Source organism: Leptobacterium flavescens (assembly GCF_010671605.1).
Taxonomy (GTDB): Bacteria; Bacteroidota; Bacteroidia; order Flavobacteriales; family Flavobacteriaceae; genus Leptobacterium; species Leptobacterium flavescens.
Genome location: NZ_JAABOO010000004.1, coordinates 201,251 through 217,222, shown reverse-complemented (window position 1 = coordinate 217,222; position 15,972 = coordinate 201,251). Strand labels below are relative to the sequence as shown.

Annotated in this window: 15 protein-coding genes; 12 read left to right on the top strand and 3 right to left on the bottom strand. The window is 41.4% G+C overall.

All coding sequences use genetic code 11. The features are described 5' to 3' along the window. A complete protein-coding gene (locus tag GWK08_RS17290; protein WP_163608787.1) occupies window positions 1-339 on the top strand; it encodes a PadR family transcriptional regulator in 339 nt (112 codons plus the stop codon). Next, on the top strand, window positions 336-782 hold the full coding sequence (locus GWK08_RS17285) for a hypothetical protein (RefSeq protein ID WP_163608506.1): 447 nt from the start codon (window positions 336-338) through the stop codon (window positions 780-782). The genes GWK08_RS17290 and GWK08_RS17285 overlap by 4 nt, the downstream gene beginning before the upstream one ends. 62 nt (window positions 783-844) lie before the next feature. Here GWK08_RS17285 and GWK08_RS17280 read toward each other — a convergent pair whose 3' ends face one another. Continuing rightward, window positions 845-1,201: a hypothetical protein gene (locus GWK08_RS17280; RefSeq protein ID WP_163608505.1), complete on the bottom strand. Its 357-nt coding sequence runs from the start codon at window positions 1,199-1,201 to the stop codon at window positions 845-847. A 109-nt stretch (window positions 1,202-1,310) separates the two neighbouring features. Between GWK08_RS17280 and GWK08_RS17275 the strand changes: the two genes are divergently transcribed. The 6 genes from GWK08_RS17275 (at window position 1,311) to GWK08_RS17250 (ending at window position 6,766) form a co-directional block, all read left to right on the top strand. Beyond that, on the top strand, window positions 1,311-1,988 hold the full coding sequence (locus GWK08_RS17275) for an RNA polymerase sigma factor (RefSeq protein WP_163608504.1): 678 nt from the start codon (window positions 1,311-1,313) through the stop codon (window positions 1,986-1,988). 117 nt (window positions 1,989-2,105) lie between these two features. Further along, window positions 2,106-2,603, top strand: coding sequence for an RNA polymerase sigma factor (locus tag GWK08_RS17270; RefSeq protein WP_163608503.1), 498 nt, complete (start codon window positions 2,106-2,108; stop codon window positions 2,601-2,603). Further along, a complete protein-coding gene (locus GWK08_RS17265) occupies window positions 2,603-3,220 on the top strand; it encodes a hypothetical protein (protein ID WP_163608502.1) in 618 nt (205 codons plus the stop codon). Before GWK08_RS17270 ends, GWK08_RS17265 begins: the two co-directional genes overlap by 1 nt. Before the next feature lie 115 nt (window positions 3,221-3,335). Continuing rightward, window positions 3,336-4,739: an alpha/beta hydrolase family protein gene (locus GWK08_RS17260; protein WP_163608501.1), complete on the top strand. Its 1,404-nt coding sequence runs from the start codon at window positions 3,336-3,338 to the stop codon at window positions 4,737-4,739. A gap of 68 nt (window positions 4,740-4,807) precedes the next feature. Beyond that, window positions 4,808-5,584: an ABC transporter ATP-binding protein gene (locus GWK08_RS17255; RefSeq protein ID WP_163608500.1), complete on the top strand. Its 777-nt coding sequence runs from the start codon at window positions 4,808-4,810 to the stop codon at window positions 5,582-5,584. A gap of 9 nt (window positions 5,585-5,593) precedes the next feature. Then, complete coding sequence (locus GWK08_RS17250) at window positions 5,594-6,766, top strand: ABC transporter permease (RefSeq protein ID WP_163608499.1); 1,173 nt, start codon at window positions 5,594-5,596, stop codon at window positions 6,764-6,766. A 73-nt stretch (window positions 6,767-6,839) separates the two neighbouring features. Here the strand turns inward: GWK08_RS17250 and GWK08_RS17245 are convergent, their stop codons facing one another. After that, window positions 6,840-10,238, bottom strand: a complete 3,399-nt coding sequence (locus GWK08_RS17245) for an amidohydrolase family protein (protein ID WP_163608498.1) — start codon at window positions 10,236-10,238, stop codon at window positions 6,840-6,842. 192 nt (window positions 10,239-10,430) lie between these two features. On the opposite strand from GWK08_RS17245, the gene GWK08_RS17240 reads away from it, so the two are divergent. Next, window positions 10,431-10,790, top strand: a complete 360-nt coding sequence (locus GWK08_RS17240; RefSeq protein WP_163608497.1) for a cupin domain-containing protein — start codon at window positions 10,431-10,433, stop codon at window positions 10,788-10,790. Between the two features lie 27 nt (window positions 10,791-10,817). Here GWK08_RS17240 and GWK08_RS17235 read toward each other — a convergent pair whose 3' ends face one another. Beyond that, complete coding sequence (locus GWK08_RS17235; RefSeq protein ID WP_163608496.1) at window positions 10,818-12,080, bottom strand: M20/M25/M40 family metallo-hydrolase; 1,263 nt, start codon at window positions 12,078-12,080, stop codon at window positions 10,818-10,820. Window positions 12,081-12,253: 173 nt separating this feature from the next. On the opposite strand from GWK08_RS17235, the gene GWK08_RS17230 reads away from it, so the two are divergent. The 3 genes from GWK08_RS17230 to GWK08_RS17220 all read left to right on the top strand — a co-directional run bounded on the left by GWK08_RS17230 (window position 12,254) and on the right by GWK08_RS17220 (window position 15,624). Further along, window positions 12,254-13,294, top strand: coding sequence for a helix-turn-helix domain-containing protein (locus tag GWK08_RS17230; protein WP_163608495.1), 1,041 nt, complete (start codon window positions 12,254-12,256; stop codon window positions 13,292-13,294). Between the two features lie 96 nt (window positions 13,295-13,390). Then, window positions 13,391-14,704: an NTP/NDP exchange transporter gene (locus tag GWK08_RS17225; RefSeq protein WP_163608494.1), complete on the top strand. Its 1,314-nt coding sequence runs from the start codon at window positions 13,391-13,393 to the stop codon at window positions 14,702-14,704. Then, the gene (locus GWK08_RS17220; protein WP_163608493.1) at window positions 14,701-15,624 is read left to right on the top strand and encodes an aldo/keto reductase; all 924 of its coding nucleotides are present in this window, start codon (window positions 14,701-14,703) and stop codon (window positions 15,622-15,624) included. Before GWK08_RS17225 ends, GWK08_RS17220 begins: the two co-directional genes overlap by 4 nt. Window positions 15,625-15,972 lie beyond the last annotated feature (348 nt).

Sequence of the window (15,972 nt, the reverse complement as noted above, 5' to 3'; positions counted from 1 at the left end):
ATGTATTCAAGAGAACTATTAAAAGGCATCTTAAAACCGATTATTTTAAAACTTCTTTCGGAGAATGATAAAATGTACGGTTATGAGATCGTACAGACGGTAAAGCATATATCCGATAATAAGATCCTGATAAAAGAGGGGTCTTTATATCCCGCTTTACATTCCCTTACCAAAGAGGGTTATTTGACTGTAGAGTCAAGAATGATGGGAAACAGGATCAGAAAGTACTACAGTCTTACCGATAACGGGAAGACACAACTGAGTCCGGTGATACAGGAGTTAACGGATTTTTCTCAAACCCTGGATAAATTGTTCAACTTAAAAACCGCCCTCTCATGAGAATAGACAATCATCAACTTTCGGCAATTAAGACTTTTCTAAAGAATGAAGGAGTTACCAACGTTCAGTTAAGAGATGACCTTACGGATCATTTTGGTTGTGTTATAGAAGAATGTATGAGAGACGGGAAAGCGTTTGAGGATGCCTTCTATATGGCAAGAGATCGCATTGCTCCCGATGGAGCATTACAAATAGAAAAAGACCTGAATTATTTATTAACCGTAAATCGTGAAATTATGATACGAAAAATTGTATTTATCATGGGTTATTTCAGTGCATACACCATTATTTTGTCGATTGCACTTTACCTGCCGGGGATCCTGGACGCAAATACGTCCGGCCTGGTTGCCATGGCTGGTATGTTACTTTTTTCAATAAGCGTACTTCCCTTTTACTTTTATCTCTGGTATAAAAAATCCATACATCAGTTTAAGGAAGCCTGATCAAAAAAACCGGGAATATTTGATTCCCGGTTTTTAAATTTTGGTTGGTCAATACAGTGCGTTTATTTTGCGGGGCCTGCCAGTTTTGCCAGTGTAAATGCGCCAATGGCCATAACAACATCCCGTACAGCTACATCCAGGTAACTTAGACTTGCTATAAGGCTGAGGGCAATTAATAACAACCAGCCCATAACCAGATAGGCTCCTATCTGAGTTTTAACAAATACCAATACTCCGGCTATTATTTCAATCGCTCCCACCAGGATCATAAATGTCCCGGCTTCAAAGGGTAATAAAGAAGTCATTTGCGGAGATACGTACTGCTCCCAGTTGGTAAGAAGGTTGGTAAACTTATCAAAACCGGCAACAATGGGGACAATACCATAAGTGTACTTAAGAATTTCAAAAGCAATTTTCATTTTTTATAATTTTAAGTTTCTGTTGGGTCTTTAGATAAGTGAAAGTAAAATTGGTTACAAAATTTTGTAACTTTTTTGGATTATCTTTATCTAAGTCATAAACATAGCTATGAAAGCACTTAGGATAAATGACTATCGAACCTATACAATCTCCGACTCTAATGTTGTAAAAAGAGTAATTTCCGGGGAAAAGGAACTCTATGAAATCTTGTTAAGAAGGAATAATCAAAAACTCTTCAGAGTGATCCGGGGTTATATCAACGATCATAATGAAATTGAAGATATTATGCAGAATACCTATCTCAAGGCCTATGAAAAACTGCATCAGTTTAAACACAATTCCTCCTTTTCTACATGGCTGATCAGGATCGGTATTAACGAAGCGCTTGCAAAACTCAAAAGCAAAGGTAAATATATCGATATCTACACATCCGAAAATGAGCTTCCTACTAAGAATAATATCCTTGAAATGCCAGATTCAGAACAATCAAACCCGGAGAAAGCTTTAATGCAGCAAGAGGCCAAGCAGGTATTGCAAAAAGCCATCGATAACCTGAGTGTAAAGTACAGAACCGTATACATTCTTAAAGAGATCGAGGAAATGAGCATCAGTGAAATAGCCGATTGCCTTCAACTATCCAATTCCAACGTAAAAGTCCGTTTGCACAGGGCAAAGTCCATGTTGAAGGAAGAACTATACGAACTTTCCACTACCAGGAATATATTTGAGTTCAGATTTGGCAAATGTGACAGAATGGTCGACTTTGTCATGAATAATCTCCCTTAAAATCTTCGTTTTCAAGCACTTCATTATCAAGTATTTAAAATCAAAATAGAAAAAATTCAATTTTTTTTGTGATTTTTATTATACCCCTGCATACTAATGGGTAAAATATTTTTTTGAATGAGTAAAGAAGATGAGTTTGCTCAGGTAATAAAGGATAATGAAGGTGTTATATTTAAGATAACCACTTTTTATACCAATAATGAAGACGATCAGAAGGATCTCTATCAGGATATTGTATATCAATTGTGGAAATCATATGACAAATTCAGGGGTGAAGCTAAAATAAGCACCTGGATGTACCGTATAGCATTGAATACCGCTATTACCCACCTAAAAAAAGAAAAGAGAAAGGGAAACAGGGTTTCCATAGATAAAGTTGTTCTTAAACAAACAGAATATTACGATACAACTTTTGAAGAGCGTTTAAAAGCTTTGTATGCGCATATTAAGAAATTAAACGCACTGGAAAAAGGACTTATTCTTCTTCTTTTGGAAGGCAAGAAATACGAAGAAATTGCTGTTATAACCGGTTTATCAGCTTCTAACGTAGGAACGCGTTTATCGCGGATAAAGCAAAAATTAAAGTCACAAATAACCGAAAAAACATCAGTCTAATGGATTTAGAAGAAATGCAAGCAGTATGGTCGGACATGAGTGACCAACTGGAAAAACAGAAAAAATTAACGAACGAGATTATTATTAAAATGACACAGGATCAATATAAAAAGAAAATAAACAAAATTGTTTATTCCGAATTTATAGGAGGTATAATATGTGCAGCCACTGTTATCTATATTCTGGTTAACTTTCATAAACTGGATAGCTGGTTAACTCTTACAAGCGGTATTACTACTCTAATAGTTCTTATAGGTTCCGTAAGCTATTCTTACTGGTGGGTCAGAAGAGCAAACCGTATCAATTTGGTTGAGAACAGTTATAAGCAAACCCTTATAGATTTTTCAAAGTTCAAGAAGAAAAGCTCTCAGCTTAAAAAGTTCAGTTATTTTCTTGGTATAGGAATGATGATCATTGTATTACCCGTTTTTTTGAAACTTATGGGCGGAAAGGATTTCCTGACCGATCCCGATTCGGTTAAAGGAGTATTATACGCACTTCCTTTTGGGATACTATTCATGATCATATATACTTATTTTGTTATGAAGTACTATGGAAAAACCATTAGAAGTGCCGGAAACTTACTGGAAGATCTAAAACTGGAAGAAGATGAATAGGTCATAATCCCATCTAAGAGACTCATCATTTAACATCTTTTTATTCACAAAAAAAGCCGGAGATCGTCCGGAAGGGATCTTATTATCAAAAATTAAAGATTTAAAAAACAAAAAAATGAAACGTATAAGCATCATATTATTCACCATATTTCTAAGCACCATCGGTTATTCACAGGAGATAAGCGGTGTATGGAACGGCGCCATTCAGGTTGGTGCCAACAAAAAGATCAATTTTATTTTTAAGATCGAGAAGAAGGACACTGGCTACCATACCGTAGTTGACGTTCCCACTCAACGAGTAACGGGAATACAATCTAAGGCCACACATTTTAAAGACGGAGAACTTATAGTAGATATTACCAACGTAGGCATGAATTATAAGGGCAGGTATAACAAAGACAAGGAGCAATTTGAGGGTGAGGTTACCGAAGGAGCCAGTTCCTTTCCACTGATCCTCAGCAGAGGAAATATTGAGATATCCGAACCCCGTAATAACAGGCCCCAGGAACCGGTTAAGCCCTATCCGTATAAAGCAGAAGAAGTGAGTTTTGAGAATACGGGAGCAGGAATAAGCCTGGCGGGTACCTTAAGCTTGCCTCAGCAGAGTAAAAAACATCCCGCAGTAATACTTATCAGCGGGAGTGGGCCACAGGACAGAGATGAAACCATTTCCGGGCATAAACCTTTTTTGGTACTTGCGGACCACCTCACCCGACAGGGAATTGCAGTTCTGAGATACGACGACAGAGGTTTCGGCCAGTCTACCGGAGATCACAGTGCGGCTACTACAGAGGATTTTGCTACCGATGTAATGAGTGCCGTGGCATATCTTAAAACGCGTGATGATATAGATAGTAATAATATCGGGCTTATAGGGCATAGTGAAGGTGGTATTATTGCACCCCTGGCAGCAAACAAGCTGGGAGATATTGCTTTTGTAGTTTCCCTGGCCGGTACAGGGATCTCAGGTACCGAATTATCGGTTATTCAATCCAGAACCTTACGTCCTTTTCCCGTACCGGATGAAGAAGCTTATGAAAAAGCGGTCAGGAAAGCCATTGAGATTGCAGTATCTGACAAAGAAATATCAGTTATAAAAGAAGAACTAAGAGCACACTACGCAGAGACCACCGTTCCTATTCTGAAGAACTTCATTACATCTGAAGAAGAATTAAATAAGGTAATCGAAGGTATCATCGGGTTGAGAACCTCCAAATGGTCCCGTTACTTCTATCAGTATAATCCAGCCGATGAATATGCGAAGTTGAATTGCCCTGTACTTTCCCTTAACGGAAGTAAGGACACCCAGGTAGAAGCTAAAATAAATCAGGAAGGACTCAGAAAAGCACTTCTGAAGGGTAAAAACCCGGATTTTAAGATCCTGGAGTTACCGGGGCTGAATCATTTCTTCCAGGAATGTGAAACGGGAGCTATGAACGAATATCAGAAGATAGAACAAACCTTTTCTCCAATTGCATTAAATGAGGTTTCCGGGTGGATCCTGGAACGTCTGAAATAAATTAGCTGAATTCTGTAATTCTGAAGCGAAGTCATTAACCTATAGTAAGAAAGCATAAATCAACCGATATGATTGAAGTAAAAAATACAAGCAAGCAATATTCCTTAAACAGGAAGCAGCAAAAAGAGCTCCGGATCAAAGCAAATACCGTTGCAGCTGTAAACAACGTGAGTTTCAGTTGTAAACCGGGCAGGGTATTTTCTCTACTGGGGCCCAACGGAGCCGGAAAAACTACTCTTTTGAGAATGATAGCAACCATTTTAACTCCCAGTTCCGGGAATATTGAAGTAAGTGGTTTTAATACGGTAAGCCATTCAAAGGAAGTGAGAAGAAAAATAGGTTTTCTAACCGGTTCTACCAATTTATACGATAGACTGACTCCCGGGGAGATCGTAAAGTACTTTGCCGATCTGTACGGGATGGAAAAGAATGAATTCAATCAGAGGAAAGAGGAGTTATTCACCCGCCTGGGGATCAATGATTTTTTAAAGAAGCGTATCGGACAGCTTTCTACCGGAATGAAACAAAAAGTCTCTATTGCCAGGAGCATGATCCACGATCCGGAGGTAGTTATCTTTGACGAACCCACCTCCGGTCTGGATGTTATTACCGCCAATAGCATCATTCAGCTGATCAGGGACTGTAAAAAGGAAGGAAAGACCGTAATATTCTCATCACATATAATGAGTGAGGTAGATCTCCTCTGCGATGACCTGGCCATTATTTCCAAAGGAAGCCTTATTTATAACAACAGTATGGATGCATTCAGGGAAGAAGCTTCCGGGCAATCGCTGACCGCCACATTTATAGATATAGTTGCCGATAAAAAACCTCAACTCATTTAAAAGCAAAAAATGAAAACGATAATTACAGTTATAAAAAAAGAGTTTACAGATATTTTCAGGGACAAGAGAACCCTGATCTCCGCCATTCTTGTTCCAGCCCTGGCTTTTCCCTTGTTAATCGTGGGAGTGAGCAAGCTTAGAGTAAAGCTATCCGATCAAGAAGAAGGTAAGAAGTTAAAGATTGCCTTTATTCAGGCTCCCGAATCCTTAAAATCGGGATTCGGTAAGGGGAACTTTGAATTTATGGATCTTGATCTGGAAGACGGGAAAACAGCAATTCTAAACGACAGCCTGGATGCTATGCTTGCCTTCGGAAGTAATTTTTCTCAACAGATCGACCAGCTGAAACCCGGAGATCTGAATATATATTACAAATCCACTAATGAAACTGCATACGACAGGGTCTCGGAAGAAGTCAAATCCTTTGAAGAAGTTTTGCTTCAGGAACGGATGCAGAAACTGAATATTTCTTCGGAAGCCATTCAGCCTTTAAAGATCTCCGAGAACGACCTGGCTCCGCCAAAAGAGCAGATCGGGAGAAGGATCGGTGGGTTTTTACCCTATATGTTTATCCTTTTCTGCTTTATGGGGTGTGTTGTTCCGGCAACGGCCCTGATCACAGGAGAAAAGGAATCCGGGACTATAGAAACCCTCTTAACCGTTCCGGCATCGCGTTTTAAGATCCTTCTTGGAAAAATGATCACTATTGCCATGGTAGGCCTTTCGGCATCGCTGATCACTCTGCTGGGAATGGTAGCCGGATTGAAATTCCTGCCCAATATTCCGGAAGATTTCCTGGAAGTTATAAGCAATTTACTCGGAGCCAAGTTTATTCTTATGCTTATTGCCATGCTGGTTCCTTTAAGTTTGTTCTTTGCGGGTACCCTCTCTGCACTGGTAGTTCGGGCAAAGAGTTTCAGAGAAGCCCAGAGTTACGTAAGCCCTCTGACCTTTCTGGTGATCATTCCCGCCATGCTGGCCCTTATACCCGGAGTAAGCCTTAACTGGCAGACCGTATGGATCCCTATCCTGAATATTGCGCTGGCAACCAAAGAGATCATTGCAGGAACCATTTCTATTCCTATGTACGCATCTATCGTACTTTCACTGATCGTTTTAGCGGTCATGGCATTAATGGCCAGCATCCGGCAGTTCTCTAAGGAAGGCATGGTACTTAAATAAAAGTATTCACAAAAAAACACCCCTTTTCATTTTTGGTGAAGAAGGGGTGTTCCTTTTATATTTTCAGCATCTTCTATTTTCTGACTCCGGGCAGTCCCGAAGGCTTTTCTTCATGCCACCAGAACGGTCCGGCTTTTTGCTTTCTCGGATATACCTCATCAAGTGTATTCCCGTCATACAACCTTCCGTTTTTCATCACCTGAAGGATGGTATTCGTATTTCTGATATTTTCCAGAGGATTCTTCTCCAGGATAATAAGATCGGCAAGTTTTCCTTCTTCTATAGATCCCAGATCGCCGTCCAGACCAATCGATTTTGCCCCGATGATAGTAGCTATTTTAAGCGCATTCATCACAGATGTTCCGGAAGCAGTTGCCCATAATTCCCAATGGAAACCTAATCCCTGTAACTGTCCGTGACTTCCAATTCCTGCAAGCCCTCCTGCATTTACCAGATCTTCCACAAATTCTGCATGTTGTGTAAATACATGTTCTTCATCGCGGAACCATCCCGGTCTTCTTCGGGTTTTTCGTGCCAGGTCTGCATAAGGAGTAAAATAGCTCAATTTCTTATCATCATAGGGGTTCTCTCTGGAATAGAAATAATTTTCGGCCCAGGGCCCTCCGTAAGAAACCAACAGTGTTGGAGTGTATGCTATTTTAGATTGTGCCGCAGCTTCTATAATATCTTTATAAAGCGGGGTAATCGGATATGAATGCTCATGCCCCGGATAACCGTCCAGGATCTCCGTAATGTTCTTCTTAAAGTCCAGGCCGCCTTCGGTAGTCGGCATCAGCTTTTGTTCTTTTGCCGCTTCAATTACCCATTGCCTGTGCTGCCTGTTCCCTACATTATACATTTTGATGGTCTTGGTATCGTAATACTCACTGTATTGCTTGAGGGCTTTTCTCGTATGGTCGAGGCTTTTCAGGTTATACGCCCATGATCCCAGTCCGGGGCCTGTGGAATAGGCTCTGGGGCCTAACATCTCTCCGGTCTTTACCAGATCGAAATAGGTCAGTACATCGGTGGTTCCCGTCTGAGGGTCTCTTGAGGTTGTTACGCCATAAGCTAAATTTGCCGCATAGGACCATACCTGCTTTTTATGTATTCCGGCATAAACCCTCAAGTGTGAATGTGTATCTATCATCCCCGGAATAATTGTCTTTCCGCTGGCATCTATCACTTCAGCTCCTCCGGGAACATTCAGGCTCCCTGAAGGCCCGACTCCTTTGATACGGTTATTCACCACAAGGATATCTCCGTTTTCAATAACCTCATCACCTTTCATAGTAATGATCCTCGCACCTTTGATCAAAGCTGTTCCTTTGGGGATATCCCTGTTCACCTTTACTTTGATCTTGAGTTCATCCGCCTCAAAGTCCTGATCTTTTTTCTTCTTTTTCTTATCTTTTTCTTTTTCGGCCTTTCTCTTCTCTTCAGACATTTTAGACAATGCCTCTTCCCTGGCTTTTTTCTCTGCCTTTATTCTCTTTTCATGAGCTTCGGCTTTCTCCAGGTCGTAAATAAAATGTGCATTTCCGAGGGACCAGTGTACTTTTTTTCCGTCTGCAGACCATGCCGGGAACTCTCCGCCAATCTGAGTCAACTTCCTTGATGGGAATTGAGATGATTTAGGATTAGCCACCGAAATTCTCGGTGTTTGCCCTAATTTCGGAACGGTAACCACATATATTTCATTATTGATCATGGCCATGGCCTGATCTCCCCTGGGTGCCATGTATATTTGTGCCGGTCTGGATCCCTGTGCATTTTCTTCCGGATAATCTACATCATCCAGGTGAGAATGATCGTGATCGTGAACCGCATTACCAAAAGTTACGATCCCGGTAATACTTATTATATTTTTCTCATCGGTCCCATCCCATCGTATTGAACTCAATCCTCTGGCACTGCTGAGATAAATGCGGTCATTGCCTTCTACAAAATGCGGGTTTCTTCTCCCGTTGGTCTTTGCAATAAAATTTATCTCTCCTCCTTCAGGAGCAATCCAGTAAAGATCTCTCGCTCCGGAAAAAGCCGCTCTTAAATAGGTGTTTTTAAAACTCTGGGCACTTCCTCTTGTAAATACGATCCTGTTCTTTTTTGCAGACCAGGCCGGTGTTCCGTAAAGAGCCGACTCCCTGGTAAGTTTAACAGGTCTTGAGTTTGATGCAACACCTACCTTGTACAGATGTCCGCCATCCTGCTCGGACCAGGTAGTATACACTACTTCCTTACCATCCGGCGACCAGCTAGGTTGAGTTTCTATGATATCCATTTTGGTAAGCCTTCTGGGTTTACCGTTGGGGAGTTTCATCACATATATTTTATTCAATGCATTAAACACCAGTTGTTTTCCATCCGGTGAAGGCTTTGCATCCCTTATCTGATTTACAATTAGCTCTTTCTCATCCGAAATAGGGTATTTAAACTCCAGTTTCGGTCCTGTTGCGAGTTCCACATTAACCTTAAAAGGGATCTCCGTGGCATTTCCTCCCGAAACGGGTATTCTGTAGATCTTTCCTCCATAGGATGCAATTACTTCCTTATTATCGGGAGTAAAGGTCATGGCAGGTAATACTCCCAGCGGAGCTACAGATTCCTGCTCATCTCGCTGCACCGGATATGCCAGCCATTTTTCATCTCCTGAATTCAGGTTTCTGAGCACAAGACCTGTTTTTTCTTCATATCGGGTTCCGTAAACCATCCATTTACCGTCTCCGGATAAGGTAGGGCTGAATGCCGAACCATATCTGGAAGTAATGACACTGGTCTCTCCGTTTTCCCTGTCATAAGTCCCGATCTGATACTGCGGCAACTGAGCGTTGTAGTTCCAGCCACCAAAACGTCTGGAATAGTAAATATATCTGCCGTCATGGCTAAAAGCAGGCTCTACCACCTTAAGGTTGGCTGGCTCCTTTATCAGCTGAGCTCCGCCGCCTCCTTCTCTGTGATACATATAGAGTTTTAAATTCCTCTTTCCTTTGGAAACTGCAATATAATCGCCGTCCGGAGACCAATCTGCAGACTGAGCTTCTCCTTTTTTATCTTTCGTGATCTGTAAAGTTTCCTTTGTAGCAAGGTTCATAGTCCAGACATTATCGTTCCCGCTCCTGTCTGAAGTAAAAACTATACTTTTCCCGTCCGGGCTGAAACGAGGGTTGGTATCCAGTGCCAGGCCATCGGTAATACGCGTTGCAGTACCTCCTGTAACAGGGATGGTATACAAATCGCCCAGCATATCAAAAACCAGGGTTCTTCCGTCAGGGCTGATATCCAGAGACAGCCAGGTTCCTTCGGTAGTTGTAAACTTTAAAACCTGCCCTGTTTTTAGTGGAAGGTCCTTGTATTTGGTCTGGCCGCTAAGAGAATCTTTTTCCTGTGCATAAGAATAACTCAACAGGAAACATACAATAAGGGTAAAGTATTTGCTTCTGGCCGGAAGCAGTACTTCTTTGAGAATATGCATTTTAGTGTACTATTTGGTTGATTTTTATTAAACTTCCTAATCAAATATATCCAAATAATCGCTTTGATATTAAAATGGTTACCACTGTAACAAAATGAGACGGAAAACATTAGTTTATTTGTTAAATTAGATGGCCTCAAGCCTATGAATTTCATTTGTACTGATTAATTTAGTGTTTTTAAAAAGCAGCGTATGAACTTAAAAGAAACATTACAGGACGTTACGGAGTATTTCTCTCCCAAGATCGTTGGGGAAGTGAATAACGAATACATAAAAGTTGCCAAGATCAAAGGGGATAAAGTGCCGTGGCACAACCATGAAAATGAAGATGAGCTTTTCTATATTGTTGAAGGTTCCCTGTTGATGGAAATTGAAGGTCAGGATGCATTTATCATGAATAAAGGCGATCTTTTTGTTGTAAAAAAGGGAGTGAATCACAGGGTTTCCTCAGAAGAAGAATGTGCTATCATGCTTATTGAGAGCAAAACTACCAAGCATACAGGAGATGTGGATTCTGAGATCACCAAAACCCTGGATCAGCAGTCCTATTAATAAAGAAATTCAGGCCGGCTCTCTTCTTTATTGATTGATCAGACGATAGATCAGGATAGCCGCTCTTTTGGTCAGTTCTTCAAAAGTAGCCAGGTTTACGGTCTCATTAGGTGTATGTGCTCCGCTTCCCATGGTTCCCAGGCCATCAAGCCCATCTACATACTCCGCCACAAAAGAAATATCTGCCGCTCCCCTTCTTCCCGGATCGTAGGCTTTTACACCACCCTGTTTAAGGTCCTCGCTCACCTGGTTCAGTACTTCCAGTAATTTCTGATTGCCTTCTGTAGGTCCCATAGACGGGTAGCTGTCTACAAAACTGATGGTAGCTTCGGTATGAGGCAGGCTTCTGGCAACGATCTCCCTCATTTTTGCTCTTGCCCTCTGAAGTTGTTCATCAGAAATAAAACGCATTCCCCCGGTAACTACCGCCGTTTGCGAAACTACATTGCTTTTTCCGAAAGCATCTCCCTTACTCAGTCCCTGTTCAAAATCTACTGTGGTACCTCCCAGGATAACTCCGGGATTAAAGGTCAGGTATTCTTCTCCCCTCACTTCTTCGTAAAAGGCGTTTAATATTCTGGACAATTCAAATATGGCCCCAGCTCCGACATTTTTACTGAACACTCCCGATGAATGTGCTCGTTTCCCCTTAACTTCTACTTTCCAGCCTGAAGAACCTCTTCTGGCCACGGTAGCGTAATTAAATCCGGTAGAAGTTTCAAATCCCAGCGCAATATCACTTCTTTTGGCGGCATCTATCAGATCCTTTCTGCTAATGCTCAAAGGCTTTCCGGTACTTTCCTCATCTCCAGTATAAGCTGCAATGATCTGCGCATCTTTTAAGAGGCCATTCTGATGCAAGGCTTTCAGGGCGTATAACATGATAACATCTCCTCCTTTCATATCGTTTCCTCCGGGAGCATAGGCAATGCTATCGTTTATTTTTTTGAATTCCTGAAATTCGCTGTCTTCTTCAAATACCGTATCCAGATGCCCGATAAGCAGCAGCTTTTTGCCTTTTTTACCCTTTGTCTCGGCAAAAAGATGTCCTGCCCGCTTCATTTCTTCCGGCATATCTATCCATTTGGTTTCAAAACCGATATTATCATAAGCATCTTTAAAGACCATCCCTACTTCTTTTACTCCCTTCAGGTTATTGGTCCCGCTGTTAAGGTTGATTACCTCTTGCAGAAAGGAAATAGCTTCATCATTGTTCTTTTCAATGGTCTTAAGGATTCTCTTTTCTTTTCCGCTTAGCTTTTGTGCTGATAGGGTAAATGTACTTGCCATGCAAATAACACAAAGGAGCAGGCGAAAATATCTGTTTGAAAATATCATGGGTATCTGTTTTAGAATTAGCTATTATTATCCTACTAATTTACACTATTATTCAGAATTGAGAGACGGGAATGGGTTATCTATTATCGTATTTATTTAATATCTTTCAGGTAAATTAGCAGAAAATGAAGGTTTTACGGATATCAAAAGAAATAGAGGTGCTCATGGGAAGCATAGGTGCTTTTCAGAGTTTATTTATGAGTACGTATCTTTTTTTTCATCGCAAAAGGAACATTCAAAATATTCTGCTAAGCCTGTTCTTTTTGCTGATCACACTTCGGATCGTTAAGTCTTTATTATGGGTCTACCTGGATCTTGTCCCGGATTGGTTCTTAAACCTGGGATTTGCAGCACATACGGCTTCCGGCCCTATACTGTTACTGTATTTCCTGCATTATATACATCCGAGGCCATGGAACCCTATTCATTTTTTACATTTTGTTCCTGCCCTGCTCCTGCTATTGTTTTTATTCAACATTAATGAAAGCAATTTCTGGTACAGAGGGGGTTATTCCGCCTTGCTTTATCAGCAGTTGATATATACGTTGATAGCTATTGGCTTATTTGTACATGTTCTTTTCAAAAAGAATACTTCGGGAATGGATGTAAAAGATCGATGGTGGCTTTTCCTCCTGTTAGCGGGAGCCGGCAGTATACAAATAGCATATTTCTCGAATTATATCCTCGGGCTTACACCCTATCTGGCCGGACCGGTGATCTATGCTGTTTTTATTTACGTTATAGCCCTTTTCGGATTGCTCAACAAAAAAGTACTCTTTAAGGAAGCGTTTTCCTCAAGATACAATAACATAAAGATAGGAGATGCGGAATTCAACACTTCCAAGATACAGATAGCTGCTCTTATGCAAAATGAAAAACCCTATCTGGATCCTGCATTCAGCCTGGATAAGCTTTCAAGATCTGTAACATTACCCTCTTATCTGGCATCTCATATTATCAACAAGGGGTTTAACACCAATTTCTCGGATTTTATCAATTCATATCGGATCGAAGAAGCGAAACTAAAGCTGATGTCCCCGCAATACGATCGTATCAAAATTTCAGAGATCGCCTATGAATGTGGTTTTAACAGTTTATCCTCCTTTAATAAGGCCTTTAAAAAACATGTGGGGCGCACCCCTTCGGAATTCAAAAAGAGCATTTAACTTCTTATCGATTTATAAATACGTCAGGCGTATTTAAGAATCACTTAGCTAAAATATCTTCTTTAATGCAATTTGCTGTTGTATTAAAATCAGAAGATGACAAACAGCAAATTCACAAACCGGTATCTGCCCGGATCCTTCGGAACACCGGAGTTCAGAATTGTATTCTGGGCCTTTATTTACTTTTTCAGCCTGCTGGCCTCTTATTTTATGCTTCGCCCTTTAAGGGATGAAATGGGTATCGTAAACGGAGCTGCCAATATGCAATGGCTATTTACCGGTACTTTTTTGAGCATGCTGATCGTGGTTCCCATATTCGGCTACCTCAGTTCCCGGTTAAGAACCGGTTCCCTGCTTCTTATTTCCTATATCTTTTTTACCATTAACATAGTGCTTTTCTATGTTCTTTTTAAGAACGGGATCCTGTTACATATCCTTCCGATTGTTTTCTTTATCTGGCTCAGTGTATTTAATCTGTTTGCCATATCCCTCTTCTGGAGTTTTATGGTCGATATTTTTAGCAGTACCCAGTCAAAACGCCTGTTCGGGATCATCTCTGCCGGTGGAAGCCTGGGAGCCATCCTGGGGCCAATACTGGCGGCTTTCCTGTCTGAAAGTTTTGGTTTTGAAAGTTTATTTCTCGCCTCTGTCGGGCTGCTTTTGTTAGTTATTCTCTCTCTATCCCGGTTGCTATCCATACAGAAAAAACAGATCGGCCTAAAGGTAAAGAGCCCGATCAATGTTCAAAACAATCGCCTTTTGAAGAAAAACCTCCTGGAGGGCATACGTCTGGTCATAAATTCGTCCTATCTCCGCGGTCTTTCCCTTTTTATTCTTCTTTATACTGCCGTGTCTACCTTCTTATATTTTGAGCAGGCACATATTGTAGAAAGGGCTTTTGAATCGGGATCGGACAGGATCCGGTATTTCTCTATGGTGGACCTTATTACCAATGCGCTTACCATTTTCGGGCAGTTTTTCCTCACTGCCAGAATAATCAGAAAATATGGGCTTGCCATTGTTCTGACCTCCATTCCGGTACTGGTAGGACTCGGTTTTGCAGTATTAAGTAATTATACGATATTGACAGTAATTGCAATTGTGTTAATTTTACACAGGGCCGGGAATTATATATTTTTACGTCCCGGGAGGGAGATCCTGTTCACGATAAGCAACAGGGAAGAAAAATACAAGGCAAAAAACTTTATTGATACTGCCGTATACCGGGGCGGGGATTCCCTCTCCGGATGGATCTTTGCCGGGCTCATCTCTATGGGATTGAGCCTGTCTATAATAGCAATAATAGCTATTCCGCTTGTGGCCGTCTGGGCCTATACCGGGTTTCTGCTGGGTAAGAAGCAGGGAGCATCCGAAAAACAATTACTTCTTAATTTAAAAACGACCAAATGAAAAAGTATTCGAGACGTGAAGCTGCAAAAGCTGTATTCTACGCTTCAGCAGCAGGTATATTACTCCCATCTCTATTATCATTTAAGACAATGAGTATGCAGCATAGAAAAATACCTTCCTCGGGAGAATTACTTCCCCTGGTAGGCCTGGGAACATGGCAAACCTTTGATGTGGGAACCAACAGGGCCGAAAGAGAACAACTCACTGATGTTTTACGTAAAATGAAGGAGCATGGCGGAAAGCTGATCGATAGTTCCCCCATGTACGGCAGTTCGGAAGCCGTGGTGGGCGATCTTACCAGCGGGGCCGGAATTGCACAGGATTTCTTTTATGCCACTAAAGTATGGACCAACGGAAGACAGGCAGGGATCGATCAGATGAAAAACTCTATGAAGAAAATGAAGAGATCTACCATGGATCTGATGCAAATACACAATCTTGTAGATTGGAAGACGCATAGTAAAACGCTTAGAGATTGGAAGCAAAAAGGGCTTATCCGGTACTGGGGAATTACTCATTATACGGATTCCTCTCATGAAAGCCTGGCCCGGATCATCAGGAGTGAAAAGCCAGATTTTGTACAGTTTAATTATTCCATTAACAGCCGGCATGCCGAAAAAAACCTCCTGGAAACCGCCCGGAAGAATGGGACAGCGGTTATTATTAACAGGCCCTATAGCGGAGGGAGCCTGTTCCGGAAGGTAAAGGGAAAGTCACTGCCGGAGTGGTGCAAAGAATACGACATTAACAGCTGGGGGCAGTTTTTTCTTAAATACCTTATTTCTCATGAAGCGGTGAATTGTGTTATTCCGGGAACTTCAAAACCTCATCATCTGGTCGATAATATGATGGCGGGTCACGGTAAGCTTCCGGATGAGAATACCAGAAGGAAAATGGTTGATTTCTTTGAGAAGGTTTGAGGTTGGTTGTTAGTTGGTGGTTGATAGTTGGTGGTTGTTAGTTGTCAGTTGATGGTTGTTAGCGTTTAGTTTATCACCTCGAGCATCTCGACTACGCTCGATACAGGCTCGTCGAGAGGGGGGATTTGGAATTTGGTGCTCCTTTGCAACGCTATGGAGCACATGGGTTGTTACTCCTACGTCCAGACTTCGGAGCACGTAGGTGGTTGGTGGTTGTTAGTGGTTCGTTGATGGTTTTTAGTACTCCTACACTGAAGTTCTGGAGTATACAGGTAATTTCAAGTTATAAAAATTGTCCCTTGAGGATTTTGTTCTCCCCTTGAGGGGAGAAAACAAGAGGGGTGTATA

Coding starts and splice junctions, on each gene's coding strand:
- GWK08_RS17290 (WP_163608787.1), top strand. CDS start 1: ATGTATTCAAGAGAACTATTAAAAGGCATCTTAAAACCGATTATTTTA.
- GWK08_RS17285 (WP_163608506.1), top strand. CDS start 336: ATGAGAATAGACAATCATCAACTTTCGGCAATTAAGACTTTTCTAAAG.
- GWK08_RS17280 (WP_163608505.1), bottom strand. CDS start 1,201: ATGAAAATTGCTTTTGAAATTCTTAAGTACACTTATGGTATTGTCCCC.
- GWK08_RS17275 (WP_163608504.1), top strand. CDS start 1,311: ATGAAAGCACTTAGGATAAATGACTATCGAACCTATACAATCTCCGAC.
- GWK08_RS17270 (WP_163608503.1), top strand. CDS start 2,106: ATGAGTAAAGAAGATGAGTTTGCTCAGGTAATAAAGGATAATGAAGGT.
- GWK08_RS17265 (WP_163608502.1), top strand. CDS start 2,603: ATGGATTTAGAAGAAATGCAAGCAGTATGGTCGGACATGAGTGACCAA.
- GWK08_RS17260 (WP_163608501.1), top strand. CDS start 3,336: ATGAAACGTATAAGCATCATATTATTCACCATATTTCTAAGCACCATC.
- GWK08_RS17255 (WP_163608500.1), top strand. CDS start 4,808: ATGATTGAAGTAAAAAATACAAGCAAGCAATATTCCTTAAACAGGAAG.
- GWK08_RS17250 (WP_163608499.1), top strand. CDS start 5,594: ATGAAAACGATAATTACAGTTATAAAAAAAGAGTTTACAGATATTTTC.
- GWK08_RS17245 (WP_163608498.1), bottom strand. CDS start 10,238: ATGCATATTCTCAAAGAAGTACTGCTTCCGGCCAGAAGCAAATACTTT.
- GWK08_RS17240 (WP_163608497.1), top strand. CDS start 10,431: ATGAACTTAAAAGAAACATTACAGGACGTTACGGAGTATTTCTCTCCC.
- GWK08_RS17235 (WP_163608496.1), bottom strand. CDS start 12,080: ATGGCAAGTACATTTACCCTATCAGCACAAAAGCTAAGCGGAAAAGAA.
- GWK08_RS17230 (WP_163608495.1), top strand. CDS start 12,254: ATGAAGGTTTTACGGATATCAAAAGAAATAGAGGTGCTCATGGGAAGC.
- GWK08_RS17225 (WP_163608494.1), top strand. CDS start 13,391: ATGACAAACAGCAAATTCACAAACCGGTATCTGCCCGGATCCTTCGGA.
- GWK08_RS17220 (WP_163608493.1), top strand. CDS start 14,701: ATGAAAAAGTATTCGAGACGTGAAGCTGCAAAAGCTGTATTCTACGCT.